Source organism: Paenibacillus sp. TSA_86.1 (genome assembly GCF_052691815.1).
This window is the reverse complement of sequence record NZ_JBQZGE010000001.1, coordinates 462,186-479,903: the sequence shown is the minus strand read 5'-3', so window position 1 is coordinate 479,903 and position 17,718 is coordinate 462,186. Positions and strand designations below refer to the sequence as shown.

The window sequence follows — 17,718 nt, the reverse complement described above, 5'->3', positions numbered from 1 at the left end:
TCCCTGAAGCCGATTCAGCTCAGTCCAAATATTCTATGTAAATTGTAATCCCCTACCTCCGCTTTTGCAAAAAAAAGACTCTCCCGCTGCAGCTCATCACAGCTAGCCGGGAAAGTCTGTCGTCTGACCTCGCTGGAGAAGTCCAGCATCAGACACGATGGTTCCGTATGCGTCCGCTCACACCAGCGCACGCAGTTTCAACGTCAGTTCACGGCCAGCAGGAACATCTTGGGCATCCGTGATGACCCAGTTCCATGCCAGACGTTGCTCTAACACCTCAGCCTGTTCTGCGGTCAACTGCAAACCGGTGATAACCCCTTCACCCACCGCGAAATCCTTGTCTGCTTGCAGATTAAATGCTTTTTCCAGCCAGATGCCAAGTCCGCCGCGAGTATTAAACGTAATTCGATACCCGTTCCGAAGAGCACCTTCCAGATTCTCACCATGCTCGTCTGCATAAGAGAAAAACGTATCGTACCGATAATGCTCCTCCGATACGCTATCAAATGCCGCTACATCCTTGGCTTGAATCGCTTCTAATATATCCGCTTCTGACATGCCCTTGCCGCGGGCCTGCTCCAGTCGAATCGCTGTGCTTTGGGATAATTTGATCTCTGTACTCATTACGGTCACGCCTTTCTGCAATTACAATTATGCCAACATGTGTATTAGTATACTTTCTATTATAACCTTTTCGTAGTAAAAAACCTCCATCTCGGCATGCCGAAAAATGAAGGTTTGCATTCCTGTATAAGCTGAATTAATCTCTCTTACACAGAACACTCCGATGACAGAATAACCTGGAGAGTAGCGGTTACAGCCCCGCCAGCACCTGATACCAGACTCCGCGCTTGGAATAGAGCGTCTTACGAACCTCATCCCATCCACCCAGATAGTTGATATCGAACAGCCCCGCTGGTGTCGGGAACGATTCTTTCGTCTCGGCAAATACGTCCGGATCTACGGAGCGGAAGCCGTGTTTCGCAAAAATGCGCTGTGCTTCAGGCGTTCGCAAGTATGCGATAAAGGCTTCCGCCAGCTCCCGATTGCCGTGTTTGTCCGCGTATTTATCCACCACCACTGCGGGATTTTCGATGAGTATCGTATTTTTGGGCACTACGATATCATAATCTACACCCTTTGCAATTCGGGCAAGCAACTCATTTTCATACGTTACGATGACGTCCCCTACACCATATTCAAATGCCGCCATCGAGGAACGGCCACTCTTATCCAGGGATTCAACGTTCTGGTGCACCTCTTCCAGAAATGCTTTCGCTGCGGCAGGATCTTTCTTGCCCTCTTTCTCCTCCGACAGCTTTAGTCCTGCACCGTAAATAGCATTAATATCCCACTGTGCACCGCCGGATGTTTTCGGGTTAGGATACAACACCTTCACACCGGGTTTGGTTAAATCCTGAAAGTCTTTAATTCCCAGTGGATTGCCTGCTCTAGTACCCAGCACAACAATCGAACGGGTAATCATGCCCTCATTCGGCGTTTGTTTCCAATCCGCAGTGACCAGCTTGGCCTTCACCAGTTTATCGATGTCACTTTCCATCGCCAGCAAGGCTACATCCGCTTCGAAACCGCCGACGATCGCTCTGGCTTGAGTTCCTGAGGCTTCATAAGACTCTTGAAAATTAATGGTCTGTCCCGTTTTGGCTTTCCATTCTGCCTGGAACTTGGGCAACAGTTCACCTACCGCATCCTTCGCTACGCTATATGCACCGATCACCAGTGTATGCGATGAATCCCCACTCGAAACCCCGGCTGGCTGCCCTGGCTCCTGCTTGCTGCATCCGGCAGTCACACAGACGAGCACAAGCATCAGGATCACGTATAGAGGTATACATTTCTTTTTGTTTTGGCTCGTCTGCATGGCCGCACCTTCTTTCATTTCTGCTTTTTTCTTAAAATAACAGGCTTTAGATCATGACAGGCATCGGATCTTCCTTCAGTCGGTTCTCAACAACCCAGCTCTCCGAGTCGTTGAACAAATAGGCGCGGTGCACAAGCACACGGATCGTTTGCCCGATCTCCAGTGTCGTTTTCTCCAATGAGCGATAGGTGATGAGCTTATGTCCCTCCACCTCAACTTCAACCATCCATTCACTACCGCGGAAGTGAAGATGTTTCACAATCCCTTTTTCCGTTGCAGACAACATCGTGAACTCGTTTTTGAGTCCAATCTCGATATACTCCGGTCTGATCAGCGCACGTGTATTGCCACCTTGCACAGCATGCTCGAAACCTTTTAGCTGAGAGGCATCCTCTACCACCGTGGACTCCCCAATAAAAGTCGCCACGAATGGGGTCTGCGGATTTTTATAAATATCCCAAGGGGTACCCTTTTGCTCCAAACGGCCTTGGCTAATAATCATGATCTCGTCTGCCACTTCAATCGCTTCATCCTGGTCGTGAGTAACAAAGATCGATGTAATGCCCACCCGCTCGATCAACTCACGCAGCCATGAACGAAGCTCTTGACGGATCTTTGCATCAATGGCGGCAAACGGTTCGTCCAGAAGCAGTAACTGCGGCTCAGGCGCAAGCGCTCTGGCGAAGGCCACACGTTGACGCTGTCCACCGGACAACTGGTGCGGATAACGCTGTTCGAAACCTTTCAGCCCAGTCAGCTCAACGAGTTCCATCACGCGATCACGAATCTGGGCTTTGGGTGTCTTTTTCACCTTGAGACCAAACGCAATATTATCAAAAACACTCATATGTTTGAACAACGCATAGTTCTGAAATACAAATCCAATGCCTCGCTCTTGAGGCGGCAGATGATTCACGACTTTTCCGTGGAAGCGGATTTCGCCCGACCCTGGGCTTTCAAGCCCTGCGAGCATACGCAGAATCGACGTTTTCCCGCCTCCGCTGGGGCCGAGCAGACCGATCAGATGGCCTTTGGCAATATCGAACGAGACATCCTTCACCGCATGAAAATCACCGAAATGTTTGTTCAGATCACGAACTTCTACATGCATCTCAATGCACTTCCTTTCGCTTCTTGGCCCATTCCATCAGGAGCAGCAGTCCTACGGAGAAGGTTACCAGCACCAATGCCACACCGTTTGCAGCCGACACGTTAAAATTCTCTACATCCTGATATACCAGCGTTGTTGCCGTCTGCGTTTTGTTCATAATGTTACCGGATACGACCAATACCGCCCCGAATTCTCCCAATGAGCGTGCTACCGTCAGAACTAGACCGTAAACCACCGCCCAGCGGATCGAAGGCCAGGTAACACTCCAGAACGTTCTCCAGCCATAGGCTCCAAGCGTGGAAGCCGCCTCTTCTTGCTGGGAACCCAGCTCCTGCAGGACAGGCATAACCTCTCTTACCATCAGCGGGAACGTGACGAACAATGTGGCAATCACCATGCCCGGGAACGCATAAACCACATTAAATCCGATGCCTTCAAAAAATCCCCCCATGATGCTGTTCGGTCCAAGCATTAAAACGATCATCAAGCCGCCAATAACCGGTGATACGGCATAGGGCAGATCCACAACGCTGTTCAGCAGCCCTTTGACGCGGTCACTCAACCAGCCCGCACGAACCAGATAGAGTGCCATCATGATGCCAAACAATGTATTTAACAGGGTCACCACCAGTACAACGAGTCCGGTCATCATCAGTGCGTGCAGCGCTTCGGGACGCATAATACCTTTTACAAATCCACCTGCACCATCCTCAAATGCTCCGATCAATATACGACCAAGTGGAATGATCAGCAGCAGGGTAAATACGGCATATGTCAGTCCGATTAACCATTTTCTCATCGTCTTCTCCCCCGCATCTGTACCAGATTGATCAGCCAGAGGATCAGGAAGGAGAGCGTGAGCAGCAAAACGGATACCGCGGCCGCCCCTGTCGGGTTATCACTTTCAATCTCACCATAGATAAAAACGGAAGCCGTCAGCGTTCTGCCCGGAATATTGCCAGCAACCAGCACAACGGCACCGAATTCAGCAAGCGCTCTGGAAAAAGCTAACATCCCGCCGCTAATCATGCCGGGAGCCATGGATGGCAGAATGACTTGCATGAATGTGCGAGCCTTGGAAGCGCCCATCGTGTATGAGGCCTCTTCCTCGGAAGGATCGATCTCTTCCAGCAAAGGCTGTACTGCGCGAATGACAAAAGGAAAGGTAACAAAGGTCATCGCGACCACAATCGCAGGCTGATGAAATACAATTTCGAAACCCATTGATTCAGCCAGTTTCCCAACAGCACTGATCGGGCCGAGCAGCAGCATAATCATCAGACCACCTACAGCGGTTGGCAGGGCAAAAGGAAGATCAACCAGGCTGTTAAGAAATGATCTGCCAACGAATCGATATCTGGTTAACACCCAGGCAATCATGGTTCCTAAGATCACATTAATTAAAGCGGCGACCACGGCCAGACGAACCGTTAACAGGACCGCCTTCCATGCGATCGGGTCCATGATGCTCTCAGCAAAATTGCTCCATCCTTCAGAGAAGGAATTGGCGTACACACCGATGATTGGAAGTACAATAAGTACGATAAAATATAATAATACGGTACTACGAAATCCCCAGGTCCATCCCTTGTGACGAAGAACGGTGTTCATTGCTGTGTTCCCTCCCAGCCTCCGGCTTTGGCTCCGGTCGGCAGTCTACCTGACTTCATACGACATTTCCCTAAGTTGGATAAGTTTACTTTATTATTATTCCCATTAGTCTACTTGGTTTTTTGCTTATCTGATACTTTACCAGTTTGCAGTGCTGATCGTCAATGCTTTTATTCGAACTGTTTAATGCCCGGATTAAACAAATATTTCTTATTTTACCATAGTGATTAAATATATTTCATTGGCGAAAATTTGTTCAATGTGTTCACACATTTGTATGTTTCCAATTTCACATTAATCATTGATGTACAGATGTTATCTCGTGCGGTTTGTTTCGCTTACGTGGTTAAGTTACAATCGAAAGAGTTAAAATGGAGGCACAATTACAACGTGAAGGAGTGATCTCTGATGTTATATACGAAGAGTATATCCACATCTGCAAGAGATGAGATGAAGGATATCACACGGGATATCCAACAGGTTGTGCAAAGCAGCGGTGTGCAGAATGGAACCGTGCTTATCTACTGTCCCCACACTACAGCCGGGATTGCCATTAATGAAAATGCAGACCCTGATGTAAAACATGATGTACTGTTACGTCTGGATGAGGTGTACCCCTGGGAACATCCCGAGTATCGTCACGCTGAGGGCAATACAGCCTCTCATCTCAAATCAATAACTAGCGGTCCGTCACAGACCGTTATCCTGCACGAAGGCAGACTGCTCCTCGGACGCTGGCAAGGGATCTATTTTTGCGAATTTGACGGACCGCGTAACCGGGAGTATTTTATCAAGATCATGGAAGGTTAGGTCTTGTTTCAAACAAGAGGAACACAAACAGGCGCTTGACCCTGTACCGGGGTTAGGAAGCGCCTGTCTTCGTCTTCTGCGTATAAGCAATATATCTTTCGCATGATAACGTAATAAAGAGTTAACGTTATGACCAATCACCGCCTTGAAGTGTAGGGGCAGGCAAAAGCGTCAATTATTGCACGCCAGGCTGCTGACCCAAGTTACGGCACAATACTTTCACATGAGACAACGCAGAGGATTCGATCTCTGCAAACGTTAAACGGTCTTGAATATGATACGATATGAAGCCGTGCATAGCCAGAAACAAAGTACGCGGCACATGCTGAATATCTTCTTCGGCACAGCCCTCTTCCTGCATATACTGCCGAATGATCGACGCGAACAATTCGAAACAACGCCCCTGCTCGGTACGACAATAAGACAATAATTCCTCGTCCCGAATCATAAACATAATCTCGTATTGATACGGATTCTCCAGACCAAATCGAATAAACTCCATCAAAATATGCTCAACTTTGTTCACGCCGCCTGCAACCGGCCTGACCATGGCTTGTAATAGTAGATGTCCCAGATGGTTGAAATCCTCTACCACGATCGCATAGAACAACTCTGCTTTTTCCTTAAAATGATAATACAGCGACCCATGACTATAGCCCAGATGCTGACCGATGCTTCGCATCGAAATGGCGCGGTATCCTTTGGTAATAAAAAGATGCCTCGCCGCCTCCAGTATCCGCTCCCTCGACAACTCCTGTTCGACTGCTCTTCTAGCCATATATTTTATTCCCCTTCAATAAAATAAAGCCGCTGTCCCTCCGTGATCCGGGATTGCCCTTGCGTCAAATCCGTGATCCAGGCCATAAATGCCTCGGTTTCACTATCCGGCGGAAGACAAGTTAACGTAACCTTATCGGTGAAAGCAGTTTCACCTGTACGCACTTCCCGGCTTCTTAACTCATTTCCCACTTTTCCAAGCCACGTATAATCCAGCTCTACAAACACTTCTCGATGCAGCAAATTGGTAATTGCTTCTCCTGCCTCAATTGCTGCCACAGCCCCATCCGTATACGCACGGATCAGCCCGCCGGCACCAAGCATAATTCCACCGAAGTAACGGGTTACCACAATGGCTACATTCTTTAATTGCTGATTCTTGATCACTTCAAGAATGGGTTTACCTGCTGTACCGCTCGGTTCCCCGTCATCAGACTGCTTCTGAATCTCATCCCGCTCGCCAATCATGTACGCCGAGCAGTTATGTGTCGCATTCCAATGTTTCTTCTTGATATCATCAATAAAAGCAATCGCTTCCTCCTCGGTTGTGACTGGCATAACATGACCGATAAACCGTGATTTTTTGATCACGATTTCCAGCTGCCCTGATCTCCGAACCGTTCGATAACGTTCTATCATTTCCAATCCAACTTTCCGTAAATCATCCATTTTACAAGAAAGCAGTTCCCCGCATATTGCGGATGAACTGCCTTGGTTAATTTACATCCCGGAACCGTCCCCTGCAAAAGGACGCATTCCCGGATGGACTTAACAATCCTTATTTAACTATATGAGCAGAGCCCAGAATTATTCGGAAAGTCTCGCTTCAAGCGCTGCTTTCTCTTCTTCAAAGCCTGGTTTGCCCAGCAGTGCGAACATGTTTTTCTTGTATGCTTCCACACCCGGTTGGTCAAATGGATTCACACCCAGCAGATATCCGCTGATGCCGCATGCTTTTTCAAAGAAGTATACCAGATATCCGAACGAATATGGAGTCATATCTGGAATGTTCACAATCAGATTGGGAACTTGACCATCCGTATGTGCGAGCAACGTTCCTTGGAATGCTTTTTTGTTAACGAAATCCATCGTTTTTCCTTCCAGGAAGTTCAGGCCATCCAGATCATCCGCATCAGCTTCAATGGAGATGTGCTCGGATACTTCAGCGACTTGAATAACGGTTTCGAAAATGTTTCGGCTACCTTCCTGAATGAATTGACCCATAGAGTGCAAGTCTGTGGAAAAATCTACGGATGCCGGGTAGATCCCTTTGTAGTCCTTACCTTCACTTTCACCAAAGAGCTGTTTCCACCACTCGGATACAAAGTGCAAGGATGGCTCATAGTTAACAAGAATCTCTGTGCCTTTGCCTTTGCGATACAATGCGTTACGAACTGCAGCATATTGATATGCTTCGTTCTCAGCTACATTTGGATTGCTGTATTCTTTGGATGCGTCGGCTGCACCTTGCATCATTTCTTCGATGTTGATACCCGCTGTTGCAATTGGCAGCAAACCTACGGCTGTAAGTACGGAATAACGTCCGCCTACATCATCCGGGATGATGAAAGATTCATAACCTTCTTCATTCGCCAGCTTTTTGAGTGCTCCGCGCTCTTTATCTGTTGTTGCGTAGATGCGTTTGCGAGCTTCCTCTTTCCCGTATTTTTTCTCCAGAGCTGCACGGAAAATACGGAATGCAATTGCCGGTTCAGTTGTTGTACCGGATTTGGAAATAACGTTCACGGAGAAGTCTTTGCCTTCTACCAGATCCAGCAAGTGTGTCACATACGTGGAGCTGATGTTGTTACCTGCAAAATAAATCTCAGGTGTTTTGCGTTTATCTTTCGGCAAGTTGTTGTAGAAGGAATGGGTCAGCATCTCGATCGCTGCGCGTGCACCCAGGTATGATCCACCGATACCGATAACGATCAGCACTTCGGAATCACTTTGGATTTTTGCAGCCGCTTTTTGAATGCGGGCAAATTCTTCTTTGTCATATGCTGTCGGAAGGTCGATCCATCCGAGATAGTCGGAACCTGTTCCTGTACCGTTATGAAGTTGCTCGTGAGCCAAGCGGATCGGTTCAGCGAAATAGTCTACTTCGTGCTGGTTTACAAATTGCAAAGCTGTACTATAATCAAATGTCACTTTTTTTGCCATGATCTCAAAAACCTCCTGATATCGGTATAATAATTCCGTTTTCCATGTTAAACAACTTGTCCTAAGGATACTTCAAATCCACCTTGCTGACAAGCTTACGGATGAACTTGACTGTTAACAATCAAGAAGCAAAAAGGGCAAATCGAATCCGCAGCACTGCGGTTCGAGTTCCCCTTCTTGTGTTATTCCGCCGGGTACGAGCAGACGTAGTCGGTAACGCTGCGTATCTCCAGTTTAAATTTGGATTCGGCAGGCACGTGGAATGTAGCTTGGCCTTGAATCTCTTGCCACTCTTCTTCACCAGGAAGCAATACTCTCAGATCGCCGGACAGAATCTCCATAATTTCGCGGGAATCTGTGCCGAACTCATAGTTGCCCGGAAGCATGATGCCCAGCGTCACTTTGCTGCCATCCCCCAAAATAACCGTTCTGCTGGTTACCTGACCATCATAATAAATGTTGGCCTTTTTAACTACACTGACTTGATCGAATTGTGACATGCGTACCCGCTCCCCTGAAGTTAATGAAAACAAAAGGCAACACAGATCAGGACAGTTATGCCGCCCATGTCTCTGTAGAAATAACAACTGTCATGAGCCTAGAGCGCCGGAAGACGTTCGGCCCATGACAGACTTTTGAAGTATAGAGCTTTTATTACAGCAATGCTTTTACGCGGCTAACTACATTATCCACAGTAAAACCATATTCCTGGATTACACGGTCGCCAGGCGCGGAAGCACCGAATGTGCTGATTCCGAGAATGTCACCTTGATCTCCAACATATTTTTCCCAGCCCATTGGATAAGCCATTTCGATTGCCAGACGAGCTTTAACATCCGGAAGAAGAACGGACTCTTTGTAAGCTTTGTCTTGTTTCTCGAACAGATCCCAGCTTGGCATGCTGATTACGCGAACTTGAACACCTTGCTCAGCCAGTGCAGCTTGAGCTTTAACAGCCAGCTGTACTTCAGAACCTGTAGCAATAATTTGCGCTACCGCTTTGCCGTCTTTAGCATCGGATACCACATAAGCACCACGTTTCACGTTCTCACGTGCACCCTCTACCGTTCCTTCGAGGATCGGCAAGTTTTGACGAGTCAGCACCAGTGCAACCGGATTGCTCTTGTTCTCCAGTGCGTATGCCCAAGCTGCAGAAGTTTCGTTACCGTCAGCCGGACGAATCACTGTCAGATTCGGGATGATACGCAGGGAAGCCAATTGCTCGATCGGTTCATGCGTAGGACCATCTTCACCAACAGCGATACTGTCATGAGTCAGGACGTACGTTACAGGCAATCCCATCAGAGCAGCCAGACGAACAGCCGGACGCAGGTAGTCGGTAAATACGAAGAACGTACCGCCGAATACTTTCACACCGCTGTGCAGTGCCATACCGTTCATCGCTCCAGCCATACCGAATTCACGGATACCGAAGTAGATGTTACGGCCGGAATAGTCTTCCGGGCTAAAGTTGGTCAGGTTGTTCAGGTGAGTCATTGTGGAGCTTTCCAGGTCAGCGGAACCACCTGTCAGATGAGGCACATTGTGTGCAAGACCGTTCAGAGCGTTACCGGAAGCTACACGCGTAGACAATGCTTTGTCCGTTGCCGCATATTTCGGCAGATCACGATCCCAGCCTTCCGGAAGGTCACCGTTGATCGCTGTTTCGAACTGAGCAGCCAGTTCAGGGTATGCTTTTTTGTACTCAGCAAATTGCGCGTCCCAAGCTTTGTTTGCAGCAATACCGTTCTCTTTTACTTGAGCAAAGTGATCGCGAACTTCAGCTGGTACGTGGAAGTTTTCTTCGTACACCCATTTATAATATTCTTTGGTCAGTTTAGCTTCTTCTGCACCCAGTGGAGATCCGTGAGTACCGCCGTGGCCGCCTTTACCTTGTTTGTTCGGGCTACCGTAACCAATAACGGTTTTCACTTCGATCAATGTAGGACGCGCTGTATCTGCTTGACCTTCTTTGATTGCTTTTTCAATTGCAGGCAGATCGTTACCGTCTTCAACACGCAGCACTTGCCAGCCATACGCATCAAAACGTTTAGCGATGCTTTCGGAAGAAGAAAGATCCAGTTTGCCGTCCAGCGTGATGTCGTTGGAGTCGAACAACATGATCAGTTTACCAAGGCCCAGACGCCCAGCCAGGGAAGCTGATTCATGAGATACGCCTTCCATCAAGTCGCCATCACCGCAGATTGCATATGTGTAGTGATCAACAACGTTGAATTTGTCTTTGTTGTAGGTTGCGCCCAGTTGAGCTTCAGCCATTGCCATACCAACGGCCATAGCAATACCTTGACCCAGTGGTCCGGTCGTCGCATCAACACCAGCTGTATGTCCGAATTCCGGGTGACCCGGAGTTTTGCTTCCCCATTGACGGAATTGTTTCAACTCTTCCATTGGAAGGTCGTATCCGCTCAGGTGCAGCAAGCTGTACAGCAACATGGAACCATGTCCTGCGGATAGCACAAAGCGGTCCCGGTTAATCCAAGTCGGGTGGTCCGGGTTATGAGTCATCGTTTTTGCAAAAAGCTGGTATCCCATCGGAGCGGAGCCCATCGGCATACCCGGGTGTCCGGAGTTTGCCTTCTCAATTGCATCAATCGCCAAAGTACGTACGGTTGTAATCGACAGGTTGTCGATTGTAGTGTTCTCGTCCTTTTGAATCGCTTCGTTCTTGTCAGTCATGGTTTGTCCTCCTCATGTCTTTAGATAAGTCGGGTGCGCAAGCGAATCCCTCTCATCATACAAGCAAACCGCATAAACAATAAGTAAATCCGCTTGAATGTTTCATTTTGACTTATTCACTTTTGTATTGTATCACTTGACGTGAAGCTTTTCCATAACCTTCTTTTAGAAAGTTACGGAAAATTCAGGTGATCATCATGAAACCTTGCTAGGGTGTGTCTGAAAACGCTGAAGGAAGCCAATTTTGCCGAATTTTTCGTTCCAAGCCAGGATGTTTACCGCAGGCGTGCCGGGGCACGTCAAGAGAAAGTGATGCAGCAGGGGGCGAAAAGGCGGTAAAAGATGCGCTTCAGTCGGTTTCAAGATACGCCCTAATCCATCGGATGAAGTATAACCTTTAACCCGAAAACCATACATATTTTAGAGGTTAACGTGAAATTTGCAAGTTCTAGTCTGTATCTTCGGATTCGAGAGCAAGGTGAAGGGTTTATTTTTCAAGTAATAGATATGCTTCATTCCAAGGAGGGGTTGAAATGTCAGATGCTGTGCGACACCCGTCTCGTTCATTAAAATCATCATTACCCTTGTTTTCCGGGATCATAACCGGAATCGTCAGCGGTGTTTTTCTGGGGCTGTTTCTGAAAGCTGTTCAGACAATAACTGGTGAAAAGGTATATACCTTGTTGTTGAACATTGATTTCGTGCCGGGGCTCCCTCCGCGTCTGCCGGAATGGATCGAATTTTCCCTGCATCTTGCTGTATCCGTTGTCATCGGGATTTTCTACATATGGTGGATCAGACGTTCAGGCCGTCCAGTCAGCAGAGGAATATTTATCGGTGCCGTCTCTTCCCTGTTGTATATCCCTTTGTCTCCCTTATCCCCACGTGTGCCCGATCTGAATGACGCTGTTGCGATTTTCTATTGGGTAGTTGGCCATCTTCTTTTTGGTGCTTTGCTAGGTCTATGTGGAAAATACATGCACGCCAAAAAGCGGCACCCGGTTCATCATTGAACCGGAGCCGCTTGGCTTATAGTGCATATTCTCTGAGTGATTACACTTCTAATTCTCTTGCGAGGTTACGGATCAACCTTGCGCAGTATTAAAGTGTAAACTTAGACTTAAAATACGACTGTTTTATTTTCATGTACAAGAACACGGTCTTCCACATGCCATTTCACAGCACGCGCAAGCACAACACGTTCGATGGTACGTCCAATGCGTTTCAATTCAGGCACATTATCCCCGTGGCTTACACGCTGTACGTCCTGTTCAATGATCGGGCCACCATCTAGCTCTTCGGTTACATAATGCGCCGTTGCGCCAATGATTTTGACACCACGGTTATAAGCCTGAGCATACGGTTTTCCTCCCACAAAAGCCGGCAAGAACGAGTGATGAATGTTGATAATGCGATTGCGGTAATGCTCGATAAACATCGGAGAGATAATCTGCATATAACGGGCAAGAATAATCACATCCACATCATCGCCGATGACTTCCAGCTGACGCTGCTCCGCTTCTTTTTTCGTATCCGCTGTAACGGGGATATGGTGATACGGGATGCCGAATGATTCCACATAATCCTTCATGTCCAGGTGGTTGCTGACTACAAGCGCAATATCGGCGTCGAGATCACCCGCCTGCCATTGCCAGAGCAACTCGACCAGACAGTGATCCTCTTTGGATACAAAAATAGCCAGTCTTTTTTTGCGGCTTACTGCGGAAAGAGACCACTCCATCTTGAAGCGTGCCGCAACTTCGGCAAAATCTGCTTCCAGCTTCGCCAGATTGCTCCCCAGCTGCGGAAGATCGAATTCGATCCGCATAAAGAACATGCCGCCTGCCGGATCCATCGTATACTGGTCAGACTGTACAATGTTGGCACCGTGCTGGTGCAAAAAGTGTGATACCGCGGCTACAATTCCCGGACCATCCGGACAGGAAATAAGCATACGCGCTCGATTGGCGCGGTTTTGATCATCAGGTCGTGTTTGTTTCGCATGAATCTCCATCGGGTTAATCTTCCTCCTTAATTAGACAAAACATACATGAACTATATCAGGCAAGACTTGCAGGGATTACCCTGCAAGCCAAGCAATCAAGCGATGATTGATTTGTTCTTCATTCAAATGCGGGAACAATGATGCCTCCGTTACCATGTCATACAAACGTTCCAGCGGTTCACGCGGATCAGCTTTTTTGGCTTTGGCATCATTTTTGAGCAATGTCCACACGTCAAGCACATAAGCACGGGAATCCAGCTCTTTGCCTTTGAAGAAATGCTTCAGTTGCTCTACTTCACTCAGGAACTCCTGACCAAAACGGCCTTCCACATCGCCTCGCAGCAATGCGATTTCAATTTCATACATTGGTCGTTGCGTTTTGGCATCTTTACCAATCCAGGGCGTCTCCAGAATGAATGGACGATTATGCAGTTTCTCATGGTTTACAATGCGGTTGATGGCTTCAAAACCAATCCAGCCCGACCCAATCGGTGTATGACGGTCTTTGTGTGCGCCGATAGCATTTTTGCTATCGTTAATGTGCATTACAGCAATACGATCAAGTCCAACCGTTCGATCAAAATGATCAAGTACACCATCCAGATCATTGACAATGTCATAACCGGCATCATGAATGTGACATGTATCCATACACACCGTCAGACGTTCGTGATGTTTCACTTTCTCAATAATCTGTGCGAGTTCCTCGAAACTGCGTCCCATCTCGGTTCCTTTGCCAGCCATCGTCTCCAGCGCAATATTCACATCCGTCTCCTGAATGCCATCCAGCACTTCATTCAAACCTTGTGCAATGCGTTCGATACCGTAATGGGCATCTTTGTCCGTAAAAGCGCCAGGATGCAATACAATGTTTTTCACACCAATGGCGTGAGTACGGCGAATTTCCTCCTGAAGGAAATCCACAGCCAGTCCATATGTGCTGTCCTTGTAAGAGCCCAGATTGATGATATAGGGAGCATGAACAACAATCTCCTCGAATCCACCTGCCTCCATCGCCAGCTTGCCTTCCTCAATAAACATGGATTCAATAGGCTTACGGCGTGTATTCTGCGGTGCACCCGTATATATCATAAACGAACTGGAACCGTACGAGGACGCTTCCTTCGTTGCACTTAATAATCCCTTGTCCGAAAAGGACACGTGGGAGCCAATTTTCAGCATCAATAGATCCCCCTTTTTCTGAATTATCCCTTATCATAACGCGATTATCGAAATAAATCTAGAAATGCGATATAATTCGGATGAGAGGCTATTTTTGACAGCTAACTACGGAATATAAGACGCATTATTATCATGCCGTGAAAATCAATAAACCGAGGTGATTCCGCAATGATTTTTAATACCTACGCCCAGCTTTTAACGAACAGTTCCCCCAGTAACTGGTTTATGAATACGATTGCGTTCTGGACGCTTTTGCTGCTTGGCAGCATGTGCATAGGTGGATTTTTCATGATGCGCAAGTTCCTCAAGGTGCTGCCGAAGGCTGACGGAAAGTCGAAGCTTGATTGGCAGAATCACTGGGTGGAGACAAGCCGGCACTTGTGGACGGATGAAGCGAAGGCTTTTCTGGATCAGCTCGTTGAGCCTGTACCCGGCCCTTTTCGCGACATTGCCAAACATTCCATTGCAGCCGAGATTGGTAAAATTGCCGTGGAAGATCATGCCAGCGAAGTATCCAGAGATCATTGCATTAAAGGTTACATCATTGCGACACCAAAGCGGGACAACAAATTTCTGGTTAAATTTCTTGAGAAAAATAAAATTGACTATACACCTTATCGCCATTTGATGAAATAATCATTGGAGTAAGTATACAGAGTGGAACAGGTTGAAAAATAAACATGCCAGCATCGTTAGATACGGCACCGTTTTGGTTAAATTAAACACATATTAGCTCCGTTCGGTAAGTCTTCTCCACCTTTTCAACTTACCCTGCGGGGCTTTTTGACCCCATTAGAGAGGATGTTCCATATGAAAATTGCCATTTGCGGGGGAACCGGATTTGTAGGAGGCGCTCTTGTGGATTACTGGCTACAGGCCGGACACCATGTGAAAGTAATCACTCGTAAACTTCCTGACATGCATAATCCGAGTAAAAACCTTACATATATATCTTGGGAACAGCTTGAAGAAATGCCACAGGAACTGGAAGGGTTCGACGCTCTCGTGAATCTTGCGGGCGAAACTTTGAACCAGCGCTGGACAACGAAGGCTAAGCTGGAGATTGTAGAATCCAGGGTTACAACCGTTGCCCGGGTTGCCAGGCTGGTCGAATCGCTAAAACAAAAGCCGGAAGTCGTTGTTCAGGCTTCGGCCATGGCAATCTACGGAACTTCACCCGATGAAACCTTTGATGAGAGCAGCCCGCAAAGGTCGATGAATTTCCCATCTCGCGTCTCGGAACAGTGGGAGGTTGCTGCCGATGCCATCCGGGATGTAAGACTGGTCAAAATCCGTGTCAGTCTCGTTCTGGGTCATAAAAAAGGGGCATTCCCATTGATGAAACTGCCGTATATGCTGGGATTTGGCGGCAAGATCGGCAGCGGTAAACAGTGGACCAGCTGGATTCACATTATGGATATCGTTCGAATGATCGATTTTTCGATTCACAACAAGGAAATTTCAGGCCCGGTTAATGCCTCATCTCCCAACCCGGTGACTAATGATGAATTCGGCCGTACCGTAGGTAAAGTCTACCATCGTCCTCATTGGTTCCCTGTACCCGGCTTCCTGATCAAAACATTGGTTGGTGAACTATCCGTCGTCCTGCTTCAAGGGCAGCGGGTCATTCCGAAAAAATCCTTGGATCACGGTTTCAAGTTCACTTTCCCCACATTGATCCAGGCTCTGGAGGACTTGAAGCACCGAGGGTTGTCAGACTAAACGGGAAAACAATGCACTGTAATGTTCATCCTGCCACTCGATAAACGTAGACCGATTCGGCCAGGATGAACGTATCCCCGTCCGTCAGTAGATATTCTTTGTAGGGAGCCAGCAAATTTCCTTGAAGTATCGTACCGTTAACGGAGCCCAAATCTTTGATCACATAACCGGACTGGCTTCGGCTCAATTCCACATGAGCACGGGATACACCTGTCGAACTATCCACACATTGAACCATATCTGCAGCTCTTCCAATGACAAAAGAGGCTCCCCTCACTTCTACACGTTCGCTCCGTTCACCTTTGTTTAAGGTTCGTTCCAGATAACAAGATGGTACATTAGAACTTTTACTTTCCGTCGCTGAGGGCGCCAGTTGCTGAAGGTTGACTGTTGCCTCTACGGCTGGAGCCGTGAATTGGAGCCGAGAAGTGTTACTACTCTCTCTTCTCTGCTCCTCTGTATATAACGTTTCAGGCAGATCTGGACGAAGAGGTATACGCTCTTCATAAATAGTGTCTACAGCTAAAACATCTATCGAGGGATTCTTTTCTTTTTTGGTCTGGTCCACCGTATTCCAGCGCCAACTCTCCTGAAACATTTCCTCTTCGGCTTTAGCCCCCTTATCTTTTTTCCTGCCCAGGACGGATAAAAATAAAGAATGATGAAAGCCAGGTTTATTTCGGAAATCGCCCGTTTTCTTCCACATCCAGCTTGCCACCGCAATTAACCCCATACTTAGCGATATAGAGAGAATCATTCCGTTCTGCCCTGGATGTTCCATGTAGATAAACCTCCATACTAATGCCATAGCGAGCATACAAATTAGCCAGATGTATGTTGTACGTGAGGAGTTGGGAGCCGAACTTTGCTCTTCAATCTCCACGTTTTCCTGTTCTGTGGTCACAAATAAAGGTGAAAGTGACTCTATGCGAGTAGAATCCTCTCTCTGATGGATGCGGGGTGAGTTAACAACAGAAGGCTGTCCCGCTGTTCGCCTGTGTAAAAAAGAATTTGGACGGCGATGGATATCGTCAACATCTAAATCCGGCTGGATGAACTGCTGTTGCTGACGCGGATGAACCTCTGATTGATCTATATCAGGCTTATTATAATTAATAAAGTTGACCTCGTTTTCTTTTTCTAGCTGCTGAATGTCTCTTGGTCGTACCAAATGGCCTGTACATAATTCCAGTAAAAGCTCACGTAACTGCTGAATATCCCACCGCTCGTCATCACATAGCTGCAACACACGTTGTATTCCCTCTCCTTGCAATTCCTGAACATGTGCCATAAGCCTGATCACCAGATCACGGAATAACTGCGGAGTATGATCCTTCTGCTGAGTGTTCATCATGGGTACGTAAACTAGACCAAGCTCCCCCTGCTCAATAGATCCTTGAATGAAGATGTAGTCCTCCTGAATCCATAAATTTTTCGGCTCCAGCATGTACTGTCTGCACTCTACAAGCGTATCTGCCAACTGGAATAAAAGATGGTACAACACCGGCAAGCCGATCTGACCTGACTTCAACATTTGGGACAACATCTTATAACCGGAGATGTCATATTGCAGCGTAACATTTTGATCAATCTCCCGCGTATGTACTGACAGAAAGCGGGGAATTCGATTGGACGATAACATACCGAACTGTACCCTGCTGAGCTCCTCCAACCGCAGTCCGTCTGCTTTTTCCAAGATCATAAATGCTCCACCATTACGTACAAAATCCCTCGTTAATCCATACATGCCGATCCTCA

At 47.4% G+C, this 17,718-nt stretch carries 17 protein-coding genes; 4 read left to right on the top strand and 13 right to left on the bottom strand.

Annotated features, from left to right (window positions below; all coding sequences use genetic code 11):
* Window positions 1-177: 177 nt before the first annotated feature.
* From ACUTVW_RS02080 to cysT, 5 genes are all read right to left on the bottom strand, one after another.
* Entirely contained in the window at window positions 178-624 is a 447-nt protein-coding gene (locus ACUTVW_RS02080; RefSeq protein ID WP_445644245.1) for a hypothetical protein, read from the bottom strand.
* A gap of 190 nt (window positions 625-814) precedes the next feature.
* Window positions 815-1,882, bottom strand: coding sequence for a sulfate ABC transporter substrate-binding protein (locus tag ACUTVW_RS02075; protein ID WP_445644244.1), 1,068 nt, complete (start codon window positions 1,880-1,882; stop codon window positions 815-817).
* A 46-nt stretch (window positions 1,883-1,928) separates the two neighbouring features.
* Window positions 1,929-2,993, bottom strand: a complete 1,065-nt coding sequence (locus ACUTVW_RS02070; protein ID WP_090918047.1) for a sulfate/molybdate ABC transporter ATP-binding protein — start codon at window positions 2,991-2,993, stop codon at window positions 1,929-1,931.
* A gap of 1 nt (window position 2,994) precedes the next feature.
* Complete coding sequence (locus ACUTVW_RS02065; RefSeq protein ID WP_445644243.1) at window positions 2,995-3,792, bottom strand: sulfate ABC transporter permease subunit; 798 nt, start codon at window positions 3,790-3,792, stop codon at window positions 2,995-2,997.
* Window positions 3,789-4,604: a sulfate ABC transporter permease subunit CysT gene (gene cysT, locus ACUTVW_RS02060; RefSeq protein WP_445644242.1), complete on the bottom strand. Its 816-nt coding sequence runs from the start codon at window positions 4,602-4,604 to the stop codon at window positions 3,789-3,791. Before cysT ends, ACUTVW_RS02065 begins: the two co-directional genes overlap by 4 nt.
* Before the next feature lie 408 nt (window positions 4,605-5,012).
* Here cysT and ACUTVW_RS02055 point away from each other — a divergent pair, with 408 nt between their 5' ends.
* Window positions 5,013-5,414: a secondary thiamine-phosphate synthase enzyme YjbQ gene (locus ACUTVW_RS02055; RefSeq protein WP_445644241.1), complete on the top strand. Its 402-nt coding sequence runs from the start codon at window positions 5,013-5,015 to the stop codon at window positions 5,412-5,414.
* 175 nt (window positions 5,415-5,589) lie between these two features.
* Here ACUTVW_RS02055 and ACUTVW_RS02050 read toward each other — a convergent pair whose 3' ends face one another.
* The 5 genes from ACUTVW_RS02050 to tkt form a co-directional block, all read right to left on the bottom strand.
* On the bottom strand, window positions 5,590-6,192 hold the full coding sequence (locus ACUTVW_RS02050; protein ID WP_445644240.1) for a TetR/AcrR family transcriptional regulator: 603 nt from the start codon (window positions 6,190-6,192) through the stop codon (window positions 5,590-5,592).
* Window positions 6,193-6,197: 5 nt separating this feature from the next.
* Window positions 6,198-6,830 (bottom strand): YigZ family protein, encoded by a 633-nt coding sequence (locus tag ACUTVW_RS02045; RefSeq protein ID WP_445644961.1) that lies wholly within the window; start codon window positions 6,828-6,830, stop codon window positions 6,198-6,200.
* 168 nt (window positions 6,831-6,998) lie between these two features.
* Entirely contained in the window at window positions 6,999-8,354 is a 1,356-nt protein-coding gene (locus ACUTVW_RS02040; protein WP_090918059.1) for a glucose-6-phosphate isomerase, read from the bottom strand.
* Window positions 8,355-8,536: 182 nt separating this feature from the next.
* Window positions 8,537-8,854 (bottom strand): pyrimidine/purine nucleoside phosphorylase, encoded by a 318-nt coding sequence (gene ppnP, locus ACUTVW_RS02035; protein WP_090918062.1) that lies wholly within the window; start codon window positions 8,852-8,854, stop codon window positions 8,537-8,539.
* Window positions 8,855-9,008: 154 nt separating this feature from the next.
* A complete protein-coding gene (gene tkt / locus ACUTVW_RS02030; RefSeq protein WP_445644239.1) occupies window positions 9,009-11,051 on the bottom strand; it encodes a transketolase in 2,043 nt (680 codons plus the stop codon).
* A 533-nt stretch (window positions 11,052-11,584) separates the two neighbouring features.
* Here tkt and ACUTVW_RS02025 point away from each other — a divergent pair.
* Window positions 11,585-12,064, top strand: a complete 480-nt coding sequence (locus ACUTVW_RS02025; RefSeq protein ID WP_445644238.1) for a hypothetical protein — start codon at window positions 11,585-11,587, stop codon at window positions 12,062-12,064.
* Between the two features lie 107 nt (window positions 12,065-12,171).
* Here ACUTVW_RS02025 and purU read toward each other — a convergent pair whose 3' ends face one another.
* Window positions 12,172-13,065 (bottom strand): formyltetrahydrofolate deformylase, encoded by an 894-nt coding sequence (gene purU, locus ACUTVW_RS02020; RefSeq protein WP_445644237.1) that lies wholly within the window; start codon window positions 13,063-13,065, stop codon window positions 12,172-12,174.
* Between the two features lie 66 nt (window positions 13,066-13,131).
* On the bottom strand, window positions 13,132-14,238 hold the full coding sequence (locus tag ACUTVW_RS02015) for a deoxyribonuclease IV (protein WP_445644236.1): 1,107 nt from the start codon (window positions 14,236-14,238) through the stop codon (window positions 13,132-13,134).
* A 168-nt stretch (window positions 14,239-14,406) separates the two neighbouring features.
* Between ACUTVW_RS02015 and ACUTVW_RS02010 the strand changes: the two genes are divergently transcribed.
* Both ACUTVW_RS02010 and ACUTVW_RS02005 read left to right on the top strand, forming a co-directional pair.
* Window positions 14,407-14,874, top strand: coding sequence for a DUF2621 domain-containing protein (locus ACUTVW_RS02010; RefSeq protein WP_445644235.1), 468 nt, complete (start codon window positions 14,407-14,409; stop codon window positions 14,872-14,874).
* Between the two features lie 174 nt (window positions 14,875-15,048).
* Window positions 15,049-15,960, top strand: coding sequence for a TIGR01777 family oxidoreductase (locus tag ACUTVW_RS02005; RefSeq protein ID WP_445644234.1), 912 nt, complete (start codon window positions 15,049-15,051; stop codon window positions 15,958-15,960).
* Window positions 15,961-15,985: 25 nt separating this feature from the next.
* Here the strand turns inward: ACUTVW_RS02005 and ACUTVW_RS02000 are convergent, their stop codons facing one another.
* The gene (locus ACUTVW_RS02000; RefSeq protein ID WP_445644233.1) at window positions 15,986-17,707 is read right to left on the bottom strand and encodes a DUF6382 domain-containing protein; all 1,722 of its coding nucleotides are present in this window, start codon (window positions 17,705-17,707) and stop codon (window positions 15,986-15,988) included.
* Window positions 17,708-17,718 lie beyond the last annotated feature (11 nt).